21 protein-coding genes are annotated in these 16,723 nt (G+C 50.5%); 5 read left to right on the forward strand and 16 right to left on the reverse strand.

Annotation, left to right across the window (positions count from 1 at the left end; all coding sequences use genetic code 11):
• Positions 1-103 precede the first annotated feature (103 nt).
• From ACTVDO_RS05305 to ACTVDO_RS05315, 3 genes are all read right to left on the reverse strand, one after another.
• The gene (locus ACTVDO_RS05305; protein ID WP_020958806.1) at positions 104-1,504 is read right to left on the reverse strand and encodes a hypothetical protein; all 1,401 of its coding nucleotides are present in this window, start codon (positions 1,502-1,504) and stop codon (positions 104-106) included.
• A 242-nt stretch (positions 1,505-1,746) separates the two neighbouring features.
• Entirely contained in the window at positions 1,747-2,961 is a 1,215-nt protein-coding gene (locus ACTVDO_RS05310) for an ABC transporter permease (RefSeq protein ID WP_020958804.1), read from the reverse strand.
• A complete protein-coding gene (locus tag ACTVDO_RS05315) occupies positions 2,958-3,695 on the reverse strand; it encodes an ABC transporter ATP-binding protein (RefSeq protein ID WP_020958803.1) in 738 nt (245 codons plus the stop codon). The genes ACTVDO_RS05310 and ACTVDO_RS05315 overlap by 4 nt, the downstream gene beginning before the upstream one ends.
• A gap of 478 nt (positions 3,696-4,173) precedes the next feature.
• Between ACTVDO_RS05315 and ACTVDO_RS05320 the strand changes: the two genes are divergently transcribed.
• On the forward strand, positions 4,174-4,596 hold the full coding sequence (locus tag ACTVDO_RS05320; RefSeq protein ID WP_020958802.1) for an HIT family protein: 423 nt from the start codon (positions 4,174-4,176) through the stop codon (positions 4,594-4,596).
• A gap of 34 nt (positions 4,597-4,630) precedes the next feature.
• On the opposite strand, the gene ACTVDO_RS05325 is transcribed toward ACTVDO_RS05320, so the two are convergent.
• A complete protein-coding gene (locus ACTVDO_RS05325) occupies positions 4,631-5,467 on the reverse strand; it encodes a peptidylprolyl isomerase (RefSeq protein ID WP_041267842.1) in 837 nt (278 codons plus the stop codon).
• Between the two features lie 295 nt (positions 5,468-5,762).
• On the opposite strand from ACTVDO_RS05325, the gene ACTVDO_RS05330 reads away from it, so the two are divergent.
• Complete coding sequence (locus ACTVDO_RS05330; RefSeq protein WP_020958800.1) at positions 5,763-5,852, forward strand: YjcZ family sporulation protein; 90 nt, start codon at positions 5,763-5,765, stop codon at positions 5,850-5,852.
• Positions 5,853-5,931: 79 nt separating this feature from the next.
• Here the strand turns inward: ACTVDO_RS05330 and ACTVDO_RS05335 are convergent, their stop codons facing one another.
• The gene (locus ACTVDO_RS05335; RefSeq protein WP_020958799.1) at positions 5,932-6,111 is read right to left on the reverse strand and encodes a hypothetical protein; all 180 of its coding nucleotides are present in this window, start codon (positions 6,109-6,111) and stop codon (positions 5,932-5,934) included.
• Positions 6,112-6,305: 194 nt separating this feature from the next.
• On the opposite strand from ACTVDO_RS05335, the gene ACTVDO_RS05340 reads away from it, so the two are divergent.
• Positions 6,306-6,647, forward strand: a complete 342-nt coding sequence (locus tag ACTVDO_RS05340; RefSeq protein ID WP_442901170.1) for a YhaI family protein — start codon at positions 6,306-6,308, stop codon at positions 6,645-6,647.
• On the opposite strand, the gene ACTVDO_RS05345 is transcribed toward ACTVDO_RS05340, so the two are convergent.
• The gene (locus ACTVDO_RS05345) at positions 6,640-7,245 is read right to left on the reverse strand and encodes an HTH-type transcriptional regulator Hpr (protein ID WP_020958797.1); all 606 of its coding nucleotides are present in this window, start codon (positions 7,243-7,245) and stop codon (positions 6,640-6,642) included. The genes ACTVDO_RS05340 and ACTVDO_RS05345 overlap by 8 nt on opposite strands.
• Positions 7,246-7,399: 154 nt before the next feature.
• Between ACTVDO_RS05345 and ACTVDO_RS05350 the strand changes: the two genes are divergently transcribed.
• Entirely contained in the window at positions 7,400-7,588 is a 189-nt protein-coding gene (locus ACTVDO_RS05350) for a hypothetical protein (protein ID WP_023817481.1), read from the forward strand.
• 119 nt (positions 7,589-7,707) lie between these two features.
• Here the strand turns inward: ACTVDO_RS05350 and ACTVDO_RS05355 are convergent, their stop codons facing one another.
• The 7 genes from ACTVDO_RS05355 to ACTVDO_RS05385 all read right to left on the reverse strand — a co-directional run bounded on the left by ACTVDO_RS05355 (position 7,708) and on the right by ACTVDO_RS05385 (position 13,197).
• On the reverse strand, positions 7,708-8,232 hold the full coding sequence (locus ACTVDO_RS05355) for a tryptophan transporter (protein WP_023817479.1): 525 nt from the start codon (positions 8,230-8,232) through the stop codon (positions 7,708-7,710).
• Between the two features lie 94 nt (positions 8,233-8,326).
• Positions 8,327-9,409 (reverse strand): 3-phosphoserine/phosphohydroxythreonine transaminase, encoded by a 1,083-nt coding sequence (gene serC, locus ACTVDO_RS05360; protein ID WP_442901171.1) that lies wholly within the window; start codon positions 9,407-9,409, stop codon positions 8,327-8,329.
• A gap of 134 nt (positions 9,410-9,543) precedes the next feature.
• Positions 9,544-9,729, reverse strand: a complete 186-nt coding sequence (locus ACTVDO_RS05365; RefSeq protein ID WP_020958793.1) for a sporulation YhaL family protein — start codon at positions 9,727-9,729, stop codon at positions 9,544-9,546.
• Between the two features lie 109 nt (positions 9,730-9,838).
• Entirely contained in the window at positions 9,839-9,964 is a 126-nt protein-coding gene (locus tag ACTVDO_RS05370; protein ID WP_020958792.1) for a hypothetical protein, read from the reverse strand.
• Between the two features lie 24 nt (positions 9,965-9,988).
• On the reverse strand, positions 9,989-10,966 hold the full coding sequence (yhaM, locus tag ACTVDO_RS05375) for a 3'-5' exoribonuclease YhaM (protein ID WP_442901172.1): 978 nt from the start codon (positions 10,964-10,966) through the stop codon (positions 9,989-9,991).
• Between the two features lie 109 nt (positions 10,967-11,075).
• Positions 11,076-12,305 carry an ABC transporter permease gene (locus ACTVDO_RS05380; RefSeq protein WP_442901173.1) on the reverse strand — a complete coding sequence of 410 codons (1,230 nt, stop codon included), beginning with the start codon at positions 12,303-12,305 and terminating at the stop codon, positions 11,076-11,078.
• Positions 12,298-13,197 (reverse strand): ABC transporter ATP-binding protein, encoded by a 900-nt coding sequence (locus ACTVDO_RS05385; RefSeq protein ID WP_442901174.1) that lies wholly within the window; start codon positions 13,195-13,197, stop codon positions 12,298-12,300. The genes ACTVDO_RS05380 and ACTVDO_RS05385 overlap by 8 nt, the downstream gene beginning before the upstream one ends.
• Positions 13,198-13,341: 144 nt before the next feature.
• On the opposite strand from ACTVDO_RS05385, the gene ACTVDO_RS05390 reads away from it, so the two are divergent.
• Positions 13,342-13,527, forward strand: a complete 186-nt coding sequence (locus ACTVDO_RS05390) for a YhzD family protein (protein ID WP_020958788.1) — start codon at positions 13,342-13,344, stop codon at positions 13,525-13,527.
• Positions 13,528-13,560: 33 nt separating this feature from the next.
• Here ACTVDO_RS05390 and ACTVDO_RS05395 read toward each other — a convergent pair whose 3' ends face one another.
• The 3 genes from ACTVDO_RS05395 to ACTVDO_RS05405 all read right to left on the reverse strand — a co-directional run bounded on the left by ACTVDO_RS05395 (position 13,561) and on the right by ACTVDO_RS05405 (position 16,666).
• The gene (locus tag ACTVDO_RS05395; protein ID WP_442901175.1) at positions 13,561-15,066 is read right to left on the reverse strand and encodes a coproporphyrinogen III oxidase; all 1,506 of its coding nucleotides are present in this window, start codon (positions 15,064-15,066) and stop codon (positions 13,561-13,563) included.
• A 228-nt stretch (positions 15,067-15,294) separates the two neighbouring features.
• Positions 15,295-16,158: a Cof-type HAD-IIB family hydrolase gene (locus ACTVDO_RS05400; protein ID WP_020958786.1), complete on the reverse strand. Its 864-nt coding sequence runs from the start codon at positions 16,156-16,158 to the stop codon at positions 15,295-15,297.
• Positions 16,159-16,306: 148 nt separating this feature from the next.
• Positions 16,307-16,666 carry a YlbF family regulator gene (locus ACTVDO_RS05405; RefSeq protein WP_442901176.1) on the reverse strand — a complete coding sequence of 120 codons (360 nt, stop codon included), beginning with the start codon at positions 16,664-16,666 and terminating at the stop codon, positions 16,307-16,309.
• Positions 16,667-16,723 lie beyond the last annotated feature (57 nt).

The following is a 16,723-nucleotide window of genomic DNA, read 5'->3' on the forward strand; positions in this document are numbered from 1 at the left end:
GATGTATAGAGAAGGAAACAAACTGTCAAAAAATCGACCGATTTTTCAATCCATGCTTATTATAACAAAAAAGCCGTCCCGGCCGCACGGGACAGCTTTTTGGTCAGATGAGAAACATGGCGACAACGGTCGTGATCGCCAATCCGACCGCTACGGGAATCAAGTTGCGGCGCGCCAGCTCAAACGGATCGACGCCGCAAATCGCCGCAGCCGGGATGAGCGCCCACGGAACAAGCGTGCCGCCGCCAACCCAAATAGCAGCAATCTGGCCAAGTGCTGTTAACGTGGCCGCCCCGCCGCCAATGGCAACGGCAAACAAATGAGCGACCGAACCGGCAAGTGAGATGCCGGAAAATCCAGAACCGTCAAGGCCGGTAATGGCGCCGACGATCGTGAGCGTGACCGCCCCGATTTCATTGTTCAGCGGCACCGCATGAGCCAAGGCGACCCCTAAATCGTTGACAATCCCTTGTGACGCCTGCGGCAAATAGTCACCAATAATTTTCACGAATCCGGCATCACCAAGATAGAAAAAGGCCGCAATCGGAATGACGGGACCAAACACTTTAAACCCGAATTGAAACCCTTCAATAAAGTAGTTTGTCACCTCCTCAAAGCTTTCTTGTCGGTGGGCTAAAACAGAAATAAGAATTAAGATAAAAATCGCCGTTCCGCCAACTAGAGCCGTTGCCTCCCCGCCTTGCAGATGCAAATAAAACATCGCGATGACGTCAAGGACAAACAGCACCGGAATCAAAAGCGCCAGCCATTTTTTCGTCGTCTCGGCCAGCAGCCCACCCGTTTTCTCAAGCGCCGAATCGGTGGCGGCAGCGATTTCTGCATCCCCGTTCGTCAAACGGCCTTGCTTCATGTCACGGCGCAACAAATAAAACGCCGTGACAGTCGTGACGACCCCCATGACCAACACGAGCGGCACACTGGCCGCAATGACGTCGCCAACCGGCAGTCCGGCCGCATCAGCTGTCAGCTTCGGCGCCCCTTGAATGATAAAATCACCTGAAAGGGCGATGCCGTGTCCGAACAAGTTCATCGCCATCGCCACCCCTAGCGCCGGCAAGCCCACCCGAACCGCTGCCGGCAACAGCACCGCCCCCATAAGGGCAACGGCCGGAGATGGCCAGAAAAACCAAGAGATCACCATCATCAACATCCCGATCGTCCAATACGCCCAAGCCGGCGTGCGGATGAAACGGACAAACGGCGATACCATGACATCGTTGATGCCAGTCGCCGATAACACTTTGCTCATCGCAACAATAATCGAGATCACTAAAATTGTCGGCAGCAATTCGGTAATGGCGTAAATAAAGCTGTTAAACACACCGCTGACCGCTTCGCTCAGTGAATGGGTAGCGACCGCCGCCAACAAAAAAATGCCGGCAATGCAAACGAGTGATGTATCTTTGCGGGCGACCATAAACCCAATAATGAGCACGATAAACAGCAGGTAAATCCAGTGCAGTGCCACAAGCTCTACACCCATAAACAAATCCCCTTTCTCCCCGACTTCCAGCCCGGCCCGCCAGACATGCGCCTGGGCCGGTGTACTACAGCATATGAAACGGGAACAGAGGTGTGAGAACAAAGTGCGGGCAGCAGTGTGAGGTGCAATGCAGGATGGGTGGAAGAAAGAAACATGGACATAAGCATGCGTGCAGATCAAGACGAGGAAGTGGGAGCATTCTCGCCGGAAACAAAAAACGCCGGCATTAACGCAGAAAAGCGTTAACGCTCGGCTTTTAAGCCGTGCCGCGGGCGGACATACCGTCCGGCCGTCCAAACGCCCCAAACGATTCCACCCACCCACGTGGCGAGCCAAAGGGGGTGCGGGGAAACAACGAACAATACGAGATGAAACACCGTATTTTGCCCGATGAGCAAGATGGAGAACAACCGGTTGGCAGCCGCAGCCGGCTCTGTCGGCGGCAGCGGATACAGCTGCGTCCACAGCGAATAGCGGTGGCGGGAAGGCAGCGCTGCCAACTGAACAACAGTCAAATAAAGAAAGAAAAACACGATCGCCGCCCGGGCGTATTCGTGATCGACCACAGCGAGCAACACGCTCCCGAGCACCGTCAGGCGGATGTATAGCCCGGCATACCCACCGGCGCGGAGAAACGTACGCACGTACAAGTGAAAAAAGACGTTCCGCTTCCCATACGGGATAAGGCGAAGCAGCGGGTCAAGCCAACGCCGCCGCTTCGCTTCCTCCCGCCATTGTGGAACATCAGTAAACAAATTAGCCAGCCGGTAAAACGCCCTTGCTGCGCGCTGCTCCTCAGCAATGAGCCATTCCCATTTCCACCCTTTCCCTTTCGTCAAACGTAACAAATAAATCGAAAGGGCGCCCATCAGCGCAACAATCACTGCCGAAAACGGCCATGGAGCCCCCGCCAACCAAAAATAAACGGCTAACGCCGCCAACCCGAAGCGGGCGAGTGCACTTTGACGATGAAAAGACAACTCGGCGACAAAGCTTCCTTTCCAAGCGACCCATAAATTCCAAAGCTTTAAGCCCGCAAGACCAAGCAAAAAAAGCGGCCACGGAACCGGGGAAAATCTGGCATGAAGCGGTCCGGCCAGCAATAGCACCAGGCAGAGGCCGTATACGTGCCACACCGAAGAGAAAAGAAACGCCCGGCGAATATACGGAGATAGCTGCCATTCAGCCGCCAACAGAAACACCGCATCCGCCTCGCGAAATAACGTGCGCACCGTCCCGGATGAGACTGCCCAGCCGAACACGGCCGCCGCAATGGCAGGATACGGGAACGAGTCCGGGAGCGTCTCGACCCAGCGCTCGTACATGACCGCTATACCGCCGAGGACGATGACCAAACCGACGAGCAAATGATCGTTCAACATATAGCGCAAATAGCGGATCCTTTTTTTTCCTTCGGCTTGGAGACGTTGTTGCCAAAGCTTATGAGCATCGATCATGGCGCATCGTCCTTTGCCAATTCAATATATACTTCATCAAGTGTCGCCGCTTTCAGTCCGAACTGACGGCGAATGTCCTCAAGCGTCCCTTTCGCTTTAACCCGGCCTTGATGCAAAATGACGAATGAATCGCAAAACCGCTCCGCCGTCGCTAAAATGTGTGTCGACAACAAAATGCCTGCCCCTTTCGCTTTTTGTTCATTCATCCGCTCAAGCAACGCATGAATCGCGAGCGGGTCAAGGCCGAGAAACGGCTCGTCGATAATGTAAAGCGGCGGTTCGAGCAAAAAAGCGCAAACAATCATCACTTTTTGTTTCATCCCTTTAGAAAAGTGGGCCGGAAACGAGGAAAGCCGCCGCTCTAACCGAAACTCGCGAAGCAGCGGCGGAAGACGCCGTTCATACTCCGCCTCGTCAAGCCCGTACGCCATCGCCGCCAGACGCAAATGTTCCTCAAGCGTCAATTCTTCATACAACACCGGCGTTTCCGGAATAAAGGCAAACTGCCGCCGGTACGTTTCCGGTTCCGTCGCAAGCGTATGGCCGTTGATCGAAACGGTACCGCGGCGCGGCTCCATCAGACCGATAATATGTTTGATCGTCGTGCTTTTGCCAGCTCCATTTAAGCCGATCAATGCAACCATTTCACCACGATCGACCGTAAATGTCACATCCTCAAGCACGTTTTGCGCTGTATATCCCCCGTATAAGTGCTCCACTTGCAAAAGCGTCATCGTCTGCTTCCTTTCCGTTCTCTAATCGCTGTCGTCCCCATTGTACCAAAAAACAGCTATTTTTACCAAAAAAGTTCTTTTCGCTACTTTGCATAAACACTGTGATCCGAGGCATGATAAATAGCGAAGAGGGGATGGGGAATCACCAAGCAAAGGCTGATGAACGATCCATCCGAAATGGGGTGTTCGTCAAAGACACCGTTGTGAGCTGCAAGACGTTGTAACCCTTCATGAACAAAGGCCATCTATCTGTTGCTGGGAAGCAACGAACCTGTCCAAAAGGGGATGGTCACGTTGAACAAAGGAAGCGCTCACGTCTAAACGACTTTGTCGCAAATGGGGTGTTCATCAAACGCACATTTGATTTTGCATGATCCTCTCCCCTTTTCACCGGCCGGGATGTAGCCGTTTTACGGGATTACATCCCGGTTTTTTTATGGTAAAATGAAGAAAACAAAAGGAAAGGGTGACCGTTTTCGTGAGCGATTGTATTTTTTGCAAAATTATTAATGGTGAACTGCCGGCGGCGAAAGTGTACGAGGACGAGCATGTGCTCGCGTTTTTGGACATCAGCCAAGTTACGAAAGGCCATACACTTGTGATCCCGAAAATACATACAGAAAACGTTTTTACCCTCACGCCTGATGTAGCCAGCCGATTGTTTAGCGTCGTGCCCGCGATCGCCAACGCATTGAATAAAGCGTTCTCCCCGGCCGGGCTCAATTTGCTGAACAACAATGGCGAATCAGCTGGGCAAACGGTGTTCCATTACCATCTTCATCTCATTCCGCGCTACGGCAAAGGCGACGGATTTGGCGCCGTCTGGAAATCACATGCCAGCGACTATACACCCGCCGACTTGCAGACAATCGCCGCCACAATCCGCCACCAACTCAACTAAAAACAGAAGCAGGCAAAACCCTGCTTCCGCTTTTTTACTGTTGTCCAAGCACATCTTGCAAGTCTTTGTCCTTGATCTCAACGCCGGCGTCTTTCACAAGTTCATCCACTTTCGATTGCATTGTTGTCGGGTCAAGTTTGCTCCGTTTTACTTCAAATGTAATTTCGTCTTTCATTTCGTTAAATGACTTTTTCTTTTCCTTATCCGTCACTTTAATGATATGGTAACCGTAATCGGTTTTAATCGGATCGCTCACTTCGCCGACTTTCAGTTGGTAGGCCGCATCCTCAAACTCTTTAACCATTTTGCCCGGGCCGAACCAGCCTAAATCACCGCCGTTAGAAGCCGAGCCCGGATCTTGCGAATACTCTTTTGCCAACTTGGCGAAGTCTTCACCTTTGTCCAGCTTCGCCTTCACTTCTTTCGCGGTTTTTTCATCTTTCACTAAAATATGGCTGGCGCGAACTTTTGGCTTGTAGTTTTCGTAATACTCTTTCAGCTCTTCATCCTTCACTTTAATATCTTCAATCGCTGCCTTCGTCCGCAGCAAGTCGAGCTTGATCATCTCGCGGATCACGTTTTCTCCGTTTTGCTGTACAATCAAGTCGTACTGCGTGCCGTACGCCTCCTTAATCCGTTCGATTTCACGGTCGATCTCCTCGTCTGTCACCTTGTACTTTTCACTCAACACTTTTTGATCGATTAAATCACGAAGCACTGTCTTGCCGACGCGCTCTTTCATTTCATTATAAAATTCATCTTTCGTAATAGCACCGTTTTCCGTTTCGACAATCGCTTCTGAATCGCCGTTATTGCAGGCCGACAAAGCCAAAAGCGAAACAACGGCGGCAGCCATCATCCATTTTTTCATCCGTTTCACAACCCCTACATCTTTTTTCATTTTCCTTTTCAAGCTGCCGGCTATTGATGTTCCGGCATCAGTCGGTTGAACTTGTTCAACACCGGGCGATGCGTTACGCACCTGCGGAGGCATTGCGAAACAAAACGCCTCCCCCCTAAACCACGACAATAACTATACCACATTTGCCGCAAAAAAAAAACCTATTTCCGTTTCAGCCATCCGCCCATCCATTGCCCGCTTGCCGCACATATGATGGAGATGAAGCACCGCGGCGGGCTTCTCCTTGCCGAAAGGGGGTGTTACAATGAGCGCACCTTATGCCGGAGGCTTTGCGTTAATTGTCGTGCTGTTTATTTTGCTCATCATTGTCGGCTGTGCTTGCGTCATCTATTAAGCGAAAGAGGGTGTTCCCGCGCCGGGAGCACCCTCTTCGTTCATTGTCCCCTCTTCGCCTGTGGGCGGAGCAGGCGTTTTTATGTAAGCAACACTTCAAAATAGGAAGAAATCAATAAAATCGTAATAAGTACATTGATGGTGCGAAAAACGGCCGGCTGTTGCTCCTCCGGGATATCGCGCTGTGCACAGAGCGAGTGGGTGAGCTGGTTCGCCAAAAACAAGACCGCAACCGCTAGAGGGATAAAATAAAGCGTCAAAGCTGTTCCCCTCCTCCTCGTCTTAACCAAACGCCTCCCATGGCTTTAACTTTACATCGTCCACGACCGGAAATCAATCTTTTTTCTCTTTCACGCATGGCGCACTAATTTTTTTCTATTGGTGAATGTGCACAAATTCGGTAAAATATACGTAAAAGCGGTCACATTTTATGTCAGCCAAAGGAGCACGGTGTATGGAAACGTTGGAAAAACGAGTCGCTAAGCTCGAATTTCACCAGTCGTTGCTGATGGAAATGGTGGATGAAACGAAAAAACCGTTTTATTCCCTCGTCATCCGCGCCGATTTAACGAAAGAAGAAGTCGATGCGTTCCTGTCGTTTTGTCACGAGCTCGCCGAACAATATGAGCAGCAAAAAGCGGAAGGATTGACGATTTTTACTCCCTTGCTCGTGCAATTCGCCGGGATGCTTCATCCGAACCTTCCGCTTGAACAAACAGTTGATGCCATGTTGGCCCAACAAATGTTTGTGCCGCTTATGACTGAACTAAAAGCACTCATCCGAACCGTCAGTTAGCCTGGCCGGCCAGCTCTTTCTCGTGCTCTTCCGCTTTTGGCGCCCGCTTGACGAGCTTACCGTCCTGCTCGACAAAATCTTCTTTAATGTTTTCGAACGCCCGCTCGAAAATCTCCATAAAATCATCCCCGTAAATGTTGCGGACAATGCACATCATTTCTAAAATTTCAGGAAACTTACCGTACAAGTCGCGCAACGGCAGCGCCCCATTAAACACCGCATTTTTCGCCGGATCGTACGTTTCCATGAGCTTCATCAGCACTTCTTCGCCCTTTTCTGTCAGCTCGATATACGTATTACGCTTGTCATCTTGCTTTTTGGAAAACGAAAGTAATCCTTTTTCTTCCAGTTTTTTCGAAAAATTAAATGCCGTTGAAACGTGCATCACACCAAATTTGGCAATTTCCGAAATCGAGGCGCCTTTAAAATGGTAGGCGATCCATAAAATATGGTGCTCGTTAATGTTCAAGTCAAACGGCTTAATCCATTGCTGCCAATCCTTTTCAATCGATTTCCATAACGCTTTGCTCAGCTGGGCGATCCGTTGGCTGAATAACATGGCCTCTTTGATGGAATAGTGCTGTTCTGTCGCTTTCATCGTTCCACCCACTCTTCCCTCACCGTATTTTTTACTCCCTATTATATCAATAAAACAAAAAGGAATAAAGACAAAAACATTTATTTTTATAATTTTTTTTGCATATTCATAGTAGTAACCATAAAGCGCTTGCCGCATACAGGAGGAGAACATAATGATGTATATACAATGGTTGCTTGTCACTGCCGGATTCTTATTTTTCTGTCTTTTTATAAACACCTTTTTTGCTTTATGGAAAGCGCGGGCATACCCGCCGAAAGCACTGCTGAAAGAGCGGGCTGTGCGCTATATTGGAATAGCGTCCATCTGTCTGCTCGCCGCCTGGCTTCTTCGCTACGTCTAGAACTTATTTGAATTTTCACATAATGAAAGGTAATAACCAAGCTATGGATGGGCATTTTTTTCCGCCCGCCCCCTTTGATAGCAAAAAACCCGACCAACCATGATCGGGTTTTTTGCTGTTTACACGTGCGCTGTGACGTTCATCCGCCGGAAAATCGACGCCACGATCGGATAGACAATGACCATCGCCACTGTGTTCAACGCCGCGGCCGGCAGCACAACGGTGACAAACAGCGCCGGAAACGCCGTTCCGCCCGGCAACCCGACGAGCAAGAGCGCCGCCGTCAAAAACACCGCGCCAGAGATGACGGTGCCGACAGCCGTCAACACCGCGGCCCCGACAACCGTTTGGCTGTATTTTTTCAGCAAGGTTACGAGGGCAAACACAACAAAGGCGGTGATAATTTTATCGATCACATTTGGCAGCTGCCCGCCCGGGAACGTCGTCGTCATAGCGGAAATCAAGCCGGTGGCGACACCGACAAGGCCGGCCGCTTTAACGCTCGGAAACAGCAAAATCGCCAAAAACATCATGGCCAGCATCATATCCGGCTTCATGCCGGCAAACAGTCCAGGAATGACCGCATGCAGCACGGCTCCGATTCCGACTAACAGCGCCATTGATACTAATGTCCTCACATTCATGCTCATCTCTCCTCATCTCTCCTCGTCTATTCTCTCGCTTGAGAATTTTTCTATCATTATATCACTTTGCAGCACAAAAGTGAAGAAGAAATTTTCAGGCAAAACGAAGGCGGAAGTCGTTCATAAACGACGCAAGCGCCTCGCATGCTTCAAGCGGCACTGCATTGTAAATCGATGCCCGGCATCCGCCAACCGACCGGTGGCCGCCAAGCCCAACAAAACCGCGCTCCTTCGCTTCCGCAAGGAACGTTTTCGTCAGCTCGTCATTCGGAAGCGTAAAGGTGACGTTCATAAACGAGCGGCTTCCTTTTTCGGCGTGCGGTTTGTAAAAGCCGTCACTTTCGTCAATCGCCCCGTACAGCACCGCCGCTTTTTGACGATTACGCTCTTCTACAGCAGCCACACCGCCTTGTTCCTCAACCCATTCGAGCACAAGCGACAACATATAAATCGCAAACGTCGGCGGCGTGTTGTACAACGAATTGCTTTTTTGATGCGTCCGATAATCAAGCATTGTCGGCAGCCCATCCGGGATGCGCTCAAGCAAATCGTTGCGGATGATGACGACCGTAACTCCCGACGGACCGAGATTTTTTTGTGCCCCGGCATAAATGAGGGCAAACTTGTTAACATCAAACGGCCGGCTCAAAATGTCGCTCGACATGTCAGCGACAAGATCAGCCGGCACGTCCGGAAACTCGTGCCATTGCGTACCGAAAATCGTGTTATTGGATGTAATGTGGACGTAGGCAGCATCTTTCGGCCATTTCACGTCGTCGAGCGACGGAATATACGTGTAGTTCGTCTCTTTGCTCGAGGCGACAACCGTCGTCAAACCAATTTTTTGCGCTTCTTTCAGCGCTTTCTCCGACCACGCCCCTGTCAGCACATAGCAGCCGATTTTCCCTTCAGCGAGGAAATTCATCGGCACCATCGCAAACTGCAAGCTCGCCCCGCCTTGCAAAAACAAAACGTCATAGCCATCCGGTACGTTTAGGAGCCGCTTGAGCCGCTCTTTCGCCGCATTATGGACGGCGTCGTATTCTTTGCTCCGGTGGCTTAATTCCATGACCGACATCCCGGTGTTTTGAAAGTTGAGCAGCTCCTGTTGCGCCCGCTCGAGCACCGGCAGCGGCAGCGCCGACGGGCCGGCATTGAAATTGTACGCGCGTTTCATTCCTCATCCCTCACTTTGTCCACTCGTAGTCCGTTGATATTATTATCCTAACATGAATTCTTAAAAAAGAAAGGGAATTTTTCGAAAAAAGCGTTTTCAAATGATATTTACTAAAAAAAAGAAGCCCTTGAATATTACAAGGACTTTGCTTGCTTGCGCCGTTCGCGTTCTTGGCGAATGCGCTCCATATAAACTTCCCCCTCTTTTTCAATAAACGCCTCATCTATTTCCCGCTCGCGCGCCGCCGTTTTCACGGTCATATAACCACTGAAAATAATGCCGGCCACGACTAGGTAGATCCACCACGGCAAACTGAGCATCCTCATCCCCCTTTTTCATGTGCTTGTCTTACTACACTATACGCGCAAGCAGGCAGCCGTATGCATAAAGAAAGAGGCGGGAACACCGCCTCTTTCTTTGGGACAACGCTTATGCTTCATTTCGCCTTTTCGTTTTCTCCTTTGCTTTCTTCCACTGTTTGCGCAGCTCGCTCAACTTTTCTTTCGCCTGTTCGTGCTGGGATGTTGGGACGATTTCAATGATCGGTTCGATCACGCTCTATCCCTCCTTTGCCGACGGCTATTTTTCATTACCCTCTTTCTTCGGTGTTGAAACAGCTAGAAACGCTGGTTTGTAAAACGAACGGTTGTCAAGGGCAAAGATGCGCTCCGTAAATTCGCCCGGCTTCACTTTTTCGAGCGCCCGATCGATCATGTTCATTTTCGCATCCAAATTGTCAATATAATGAAGCACTTCGGCTTCTTTCACGAGCGGCGGCTTCGGACTCCCCCACTCGGCCTTTCCATGGTGTGACAACACGAGATGTTGCAAAATGATGACTTCCTCCCCTTGAATGCCAAGCTGTTCGGCCGCTTTGCTAATTTCGCTCACCATGATGGAAATATGGCCGAGCAAATTGCCTTCGAGCGTATATGACGCCGACACCGGGCCAGACAGCTCGATCACTTTGCCAAGGTCATGCAAAATAATGCCGGCATACAGCAAATCTTTGTTGAGCGACGGATACAATCGGACGAGCGCCTTGGCAAGTTCAAGCATCGACACAACATGATACGCCAGTCCGGAAATAAATTCGTGATGGTTTTTCGTCGCCGCCGGGTATTCAAAAAACGGTTTTTCATATTTTTTTAACAAGTAACGGGTAATGCGCTGGATGTTCGGATTTTCCATTGCGAATATGTATTCGGTCACCTTCGCCCGCATGTCTTCCCGGTCAAGCGGCGCCGTCTCCAAAAAGTCATGAACGCGCACCGCATCGCCGGGGTGAGCCGGGCGGATCGAACGGATGCGCAGCTGCAATTTGCCGCGGTAATTGTGAATGTCTCCCGCCACTTTGACAATGCATTCCGGCACATACCGCCCCTCATCGTCCGGAGAGACGTCCCACAATTTCGCTTCAATGTCCCCGCTTTTATCTTGCAAAATTAATGTTAAAAACGGCTTGCCGTTGCTGGCAATGCCTTTTGTCGCCGATTTAATAAGCAAAAACAGATCGACTTGTTCCCCGACTTCGTAATGAATAATGCCTTTGGCCACTTCGTTCTCCTCCGTTTCCCTGTACGTACTCTCTAGTATATCATAACGGCTCGTGGGCAAAAAGAAAGCCTTGCCGAAACGGCAAGGAAAGCACATACAACGCATCTGTTTACTTTTTCGTCAGCTGAATCGCCTGTTTCATATCCTTGAACATGTTCACCCGTCCATACATCAACACCCCGCCCCGATACACTTTGGCGCCAACATAAATCAAGAAGGCGATCGTCCCCACCAACAGCGCAAAGCAGAGCGCCACTTCCCAAGCAGGCACGGACACAAGGCCGATGCGCAAAAACATGAGCAACGGCGCAAAAAACGGAACAAATGAGGCGCCAATCACAAACGGCGAATCGGGGGCGTTCAATCCAAACATCGCGATCATGAACGCGATCGCCACAATCATGATCACCGGCGTAATGAGCGGCTGGACATCTTCAACCCGGCTGACAAGCGAGCCGAGCACGGCAAACAACACCGCATACAAAAGATACCCGAGCAAGAAAAACAGGAGCGCATACACAAATATCGATGTTGGGAGATGGTCCAACCCGAGCAAGCGCCACACTTCTTGCCCGCTCATTTTTAATGCGGCAAAAGCAACGACAAAAAAGATGAAAAACTGCGTCAAGCTGACAAGGGCAACACCGATGATTTTGCCAAACAGCTGTTGGATCGGGGGAATGCTTGACACTAAAATTTCCATCACCCGCGACGATTTTTCCGTCGCAACTTCGGTGGCGATCATGCCTCCATACATCAAGACAAACATATACATCGCGAAAAGAAGGACGTAAACGAGCACGCGCGCTTGATTCAACTCCTCTTCCGTCTTGGCGTCTTCTTCAAGCGCCACCTTTTGGAACGAAACCGGTTTGTAAAGCTCCGCCATTTGTTCATTCGTTAAGCCGAGCTTAGCAGCGGAAAGCGCTGTTTTCAGCTGGCTTAACGCTTGTGCAAGCTCTTCCGGCGTCTGATTGTCGACAATGGTCTTGGCATAATAGACCGCTCTCGGCAACCCTCCCTCATCCGCAGACAAAATAAGCAGACCGTCCCATTCTCCTTCTTTAACCGCTTCTTTTGCCTCCTTTTCCATGTCCGTAATTTTGGTCAAGGCAACTTCGCCGCCGTTTATCTGTTTTGTTAACGGGCCATACAACGATCCCGTGCGGTCAATGACGGCCACTTGAGCCTTTTCATCGCTAGTGAAAAACTTAATGATCGATTGAATATTGGCTAAACCGATAATCAACAGGCACGTGATGGCAGTGGTCACCAGAAATGATTTTGCCTTCAACTTTGTTCCATATGTATGGCCCATGACAAGAAAAAATTTATTCATATGCCGCCCCCACTTTTTCAATAAAAATATCATTCAAAGATGGTTCCTCCAAGGCAAATAGACGCACCTTCACCTTCCCTGTGATATGGCTGAGGATCGCTTGCGCTATTTCCTCATTGGCGATCTGCAGCCGCACTCCTTCCACCGTCCGTTTCCACTGCAAAACGCCAGGAAATTGCGCCAATTCTTCCAACGGCCCCTCCCCTTGAATGACGAGGATTTGTTTTCCGAACGAACGTTTCAACTCACGGAGCATCCCAGACACCACGGCCTGTCCCCGGTGCAAAATGCAAACATGTTCACACAGCTCTTCTACATGTTCCATGCGATGGCTCGAGAAAATGATCGTCGCACCGCCCTGTTTTAAATCCAGCACCGCCTCTTTCAACAGTTCGACGTTCACCGGATCAAGGCCACTAAACGGCTCATCCAAGATGACTAGCTTTGGTCGGTGAAGCACGGCAGCGATAAACTGGACTTTTTGTTGGTTGCCTTTTGACAACTCTTCGACCCGCCTATTGGCATAATCACGAATATGGAAGCGTTCTAGCCATCGGTCGATTTCTGAGAGGAGATCTGTCTTTTTCATTCCACGCAAACGCCCTAAATACAGAAGCTGCTCTTTCACTTTCAGCTTCGGATACAATCCGCGCTCTTCCGGCAAATAGCCAATCAAATGACTTTTGGAGTAATCAATCGGCTCCCCGCACCAACGGATCACTCCTTCCGTTGGAAGCAAAAGACCTAAAATCATGCGAAAAGTCGTCGTCTTTCCCGCCCCGTTTGCGCCGAGCAGACCAAACATTTCCCCTTCCGGAACAGTCAACGTCAGGCCATCGACAGCAGTCGCTTGACCAAACCGTTTCGTCACCCCGATGATCTCTATGCTCATCCATATTCCCCCAATGAAAAATAAATTTTCCACACATATTATAAAACGTATTATTGAAAAAAAAGTTTCACCTGTAAGCAGGAATCCGCCCCTCCAATCGCCAATAAAAAAATGAACAGGGATTCATTGAAAGGGGATGACAACATGCCAACGTATACGTTGACCGCCTTTGAACGCGACGGGGAAAAATTGCTTGATGAGACATTTGAAGCCGCGAATGATGAAGAAGCGAAAAAAATCGGTGAACAAAAGCTGCGCGAGCGCGGCTGTTGGGACAAAACGCATCGCTGTGTCAACGCCGGCGGCAAGCTCATTTTATTTCACCGCTAAAACACCCCGGGTTAGTTCCCGGGGTGTTGTTGTTTACCTAAATATTTCCTTTAACAGATTAATTTTTTCTTCCGTATATTCGGCGAAATGCTCGTTGTACACTTTCGGCTCTTTCGGATTCGCCTGGCGGGTGATTTTCCGTGTTTTTGGATCGACGAATTTGCTTGACGCCCCACAGCCGAGCCCGATGATCGACTGCTGTTCTTCCATGATCATGATATTGTAAATGCTCTCGTGCCCCGGCAAGGCGTAACCGACGTTTTCGAGGTTGCCGAGAATATTTTTTTGCCGATACAAGTAATACGGGACATACCCGCGCTCGTTTGTCCACCCTTGAGCCGCCTTCATCATCGCCTGTATTTCTTCACGGCCGGCGACTTTGTACCTCTCTTTGTTTTTCGTCATCTCGGACGCCCGCTTGAACGACAGCGTATGGACGGTAAGTGACTCCGGCATGAGCCGTTCCGTCTGTTCGAGTGTATACGTAAACTCCGGCAGCCCTTCACCCGGCAGACCGATGATTAAATCCATGTTGATGTTGTTCATGCCCATTTGCCGCGCCAACCGAAACTTGTTGACCGTCTCTTCAACCGTATGATGGCGGCCGATCGCCTTTAACGTTTCTTGGATGTACGACTGCGGGTTAATGCTGATTCGATCGATTTTCCATTTTTTCAGCACCTCAAGCTTTTCCGACGTAATCGTATCCGGCCGGCCGGCCTCGACCGTGATTTCACGGACGCGGTCAACATCCGGAAAGACGTCGTACATATGAGCGTATAAACGGTCCATCTCGTCAGCCGTAATGCTCGTCGGCGTTCCGCCGCCATAGTAGATCGTCGTAATGCGAATGCCGCGTTCGCGCAAAAAGCGGCCGACCGCTTCCATTTCATAATGGAGCCCGGCCAAAAAGGCGTCGACCGACCCTTGGCGGCCGTTAATGGCGTACGCCGGAAACGTACAATACGCGCACTTTGTCGGGCAAAACGGAATGCCGATATAAACGCTCACTTCATGAGCCAAATCGTATAAATCGGGCACGACCGTGAGCTGGCGGTCGACGATCGCCTGCATCAGTTCGATTTTCTCCTTAGTCACCAAGTACTCCTCGGCCAGCTTCCGATGCGCCTCTTCTTTCGAGAGCCCCGAGCGCAACAGCTGATGGAGCAGCTTCACCGGGCGAACGCCTGTTAAAATCCCCCACGGCTGGACCAGGTCGGTATAGTTCTCAAGCAACGTTAAATACACATGGAAGACTGCGTTTTTGAGCTGCTTTTCCTGCGCTTTCCCATCCGCGTCCGCCGGCACCCTTCGCTCATGCCCGGCTTCCTCGGTGCGCCCGGACGCCTTGTCAACAAGCGTTCCGAAAACAGCAATGCGCCCGTTTCCGCTGATGGCAAACGAGAGGGCCACATCAGCCTCAGGAAGCGGCGCAAACGACAGCTCCGGCGCTTCGAAAAACAGCTCGGTCATCACTTCAAGCGGACGTTGAAACCGCTCCGGATTTGGCAGTCCTTGAATTTCAATCCGCACGTTCATCACCTTTTCTGTCAAACTTCTTTCAGTGTACAGAACTGCTGTTTCCCCCGTCAAGCGGAAGAATGCACCTTCCTCGCCGCCTTGATGGAAGGACGCCGCTTCAAGCCGAGCCATATAATAAGGGGGCTGTCCGAAAGACCATTTTCGTTTAACCGGCGTTATATACCGTTTCCGGCTGGTGGGGAAAATGAAAAAGGGGGTCTCTGCGAACCCCCTCTTCCCCACCGTTTACTGTTGCGTTTTGAGTTTTTGCAAAAACTCGATTCGTTGTTGTTTGCGGAAATGTTCTTTCACCATGTAGGCGACGCCGAGTTGTTCGTTCGTACGGGTCACCCAGTCGGCTACCCGCTTTACTTCAAGCGGCGCATTGCCCATGGCAACACCAAGCCCGGCCGCTTCAATCGCTGGTAAATCATCAACGCCGTCACCGATCACTACTGTTTCTCTCAGCGATACGCCGATATGTTGAGCGAGCCGGCGCAGCCCGGCGAGCTTCGATACGCCTTGCGGGACAATTTCCATTTTTCCGCCCGGCTGCATAATCATATCGATAGACGGAACCGCCTTCGCCAAGACAGCGGCCGCTTCATCCCGTTCCGCATCCCCAGCAAAAAAGACATCAATTTTTGGCACCGCAATCGGTTCATCGATCAACACATCGCCGAGCGAATCCACAAATTGGGTCGGATAGAAAAAGGGATCGCTTGACGAGAGCACCGTTTGCACGACGAGGTTTTTTTTCACCTTTTTCCGGTTGCCGAGCGAATACCGTTCGTGCATGAGCCGAATATTGCAATTAAAGTTCTCCAAAATTTGTACGATATTAAACGTCCGTTCCTCGGGAATCAACATTTGGAACAGCTTGTCATCCAGCGTTTTGCCGACCATCGCCCCTTGAAAGGTGATGAGCATCCCATCGAGTCGGAGCGCTTTCGCCACTTTGCGGGCGGAAAGCAAATTGCGACTGGTCATTAATGTGACGTAAACCCCTTTTCGCTTTACATAGTTGACGGCCTCCTTCGTTTCACGCGGCAGGCGGCCGTTATTTTTCAAAATCGTTCCGTCAATGTTAAGTGCTAAGAGCTTATACACGGCTGTCTCCCCCTTTTGTCCATCCCGCTTTTTCCATCAGCGGATCATCACGCCGCTCTTTTGTTCGTTGGCAGCTTTGCATTTCTTTTCATTTTCATGACTATGACGGAACGGACAAAAAAAGAACACCCGACCGGGTGTTCTCCCCTTATTTTTCCCCCATCAGCGAGCGGTGCAACTCTTCGAGCGGTTTCATGGCGATTTGTTGGACTTCGGCGATCGTCATGCTCATTTGTTGTTCAAGCGCCATCAGACGGGCTAGTTTGGTGTTTTGTTGGGCAAGTGCCATCGCCTTTTGCGCCTGCTCGATTTCATCCGGCAAAATGGCAGCCCCGCTCATTTGTTTTTCGTGAAGCCGGAGTTGAATGTCGCGGAAGCTGGCAAACACCCGATAGGCGGTTTCATCGCGGCGGACATCTTCATATGCCTGTTTCAGTTGTTGGAACGGCTGGCTTGCCCGGATCGCCTGCTCAAGTTGTCTGGCGAGTGCGTGAAGAGATTCAGACATAAACAGGAGCCTCCTACATTAATATCGTTCACGTTCTAACGTATGCGCCGGCGGGCG

The organism is Geobacillus sp. BK01, from assembly GCF_052220245.1.
Classification (GTDB): domain Bacteria; phylum Bacillota; class Bacilli; order Bacillales; family Anoxybacillaceae; genus Geobacillus.

Excerpts from the sequence above, each read along its gene's own strand:
- ACTVDO_RS05305 (WP_020958806.1), bottom strand. The coding sequence starts at position 1,504 with ATGGGTGTAGAGCTTGTGGCACTGCACTGGATTTACCTGCTGTTTATC.
- ACTVDO_RS05310 (WP_020958804.1), bottom strand. The coding sequence starts at position 2,961 with ATGATCGATGCTCATAAGCTTTGGCAACAACGTCTCCAAGCCGAAGGA.
- ACTVDO_RS05315 (WP_020958803.1), bottom strand. The coding sequence starts at position 3,695 with ATGACGCTTTTGCAAGTGGAGCACTTATACGGGGGATATACAGCGCAA.
- ACTVDO_RS05325 (WP_041267842.1), bottom strand. The coding sequence starts at position 5,467 with ATGAAAAAATGGATGATGGCTGCCGCCGTTGTTTCGCTTTTGGCTTTG.
- ACTVDO_RS05330 (WP_020958800.1), top strand. The coding sequence starts at position 5,763 with ATGAGCGCACCTTATGCCGGAGGCTTTGCGTTAATTGTCGTGCTGTTT.
- ACTVDO_RS05340 (WP_442901170.1), top strand. The coding sequence starts at position 6,306 with ATGGAAACGTTGGAAAAACGAGTCGCTAAGCTCGAATTTCACCAGTCG.
- ACTVDO_RS05345 (WP_020958797.1), bottom strand. The coding sequence starts at position 7,245 with ATGAAAGCGACAGAACAGCACTATTCCATCAAAGAGGCCATGTTATTC.
- ACTVDO_RS05350 (WP_023817481.1), top strand. The coding sequence starts at position 7,400 with ATGATGTATATACAATGGTTGCTTGTCACTGCCGGATTCTTATTTTTC.
- ACTVDO_RS05355 (WP_023817479.1), bottom strand. The coding sequence starts at position 8,232 with ATGAATGTGAGGACATTAGTATCAATGGCGCTGTTAGTCGGAATCGGA.
- serC (WP_442901171.1), bottom strand. The coding sequence starts at position 9,409 with ATGAAACGCGCGTACAATTTCAATGCCGGCCCGTCGGCGCTGCCGCTG.
- ACTVDO_RS05365 (WP_020958793.1), bottom strand. The coding sequence starts at position 9,729 with ATGCTCAGTTTGCCGTGGTGGATCTACCTAGTCGTGGCCGGCATTATT.
- ACTVDO_RS05380 (WP_442901173.1), bottom strand. The coding sequence starts at position 12,305 with ATGAATAAATTTTTTCTTGTCATGGGCCATACATATGGAACAAAGTTG.
- ACTVDO_RS05385 (WP_442901174.1), bottom strand. The coding sequence starts at position 13,197 with ATGAGCATAGAGATCATCGGGGTGACGAAACGGTTTGGTCAAGCGACT.
- ACTVDO_RS05390 (WP_020958788.1), top strand. The coding sequence starts at position 13,342 with ATGCCAACGTATACGTTGACCGCCTTTGAACGCGACGGGGAAAAATTG.
- ACTVDO_RS05395 (WP_442901175.1), bottom strand. The coding sequence starts at position 15,066 with ATGAACGTGCGGATTGAAATTCAAGGACTGCCAAATCCGGAGCGGTTT.
- ACTVDO_RS05405 (WP_442901176.1), bottom strand. The coding sequence starts at position 16,666 with ATGTCTGAATCTCTTCACGCACTCGCCAGACAACTTGAGCAGGCGATC.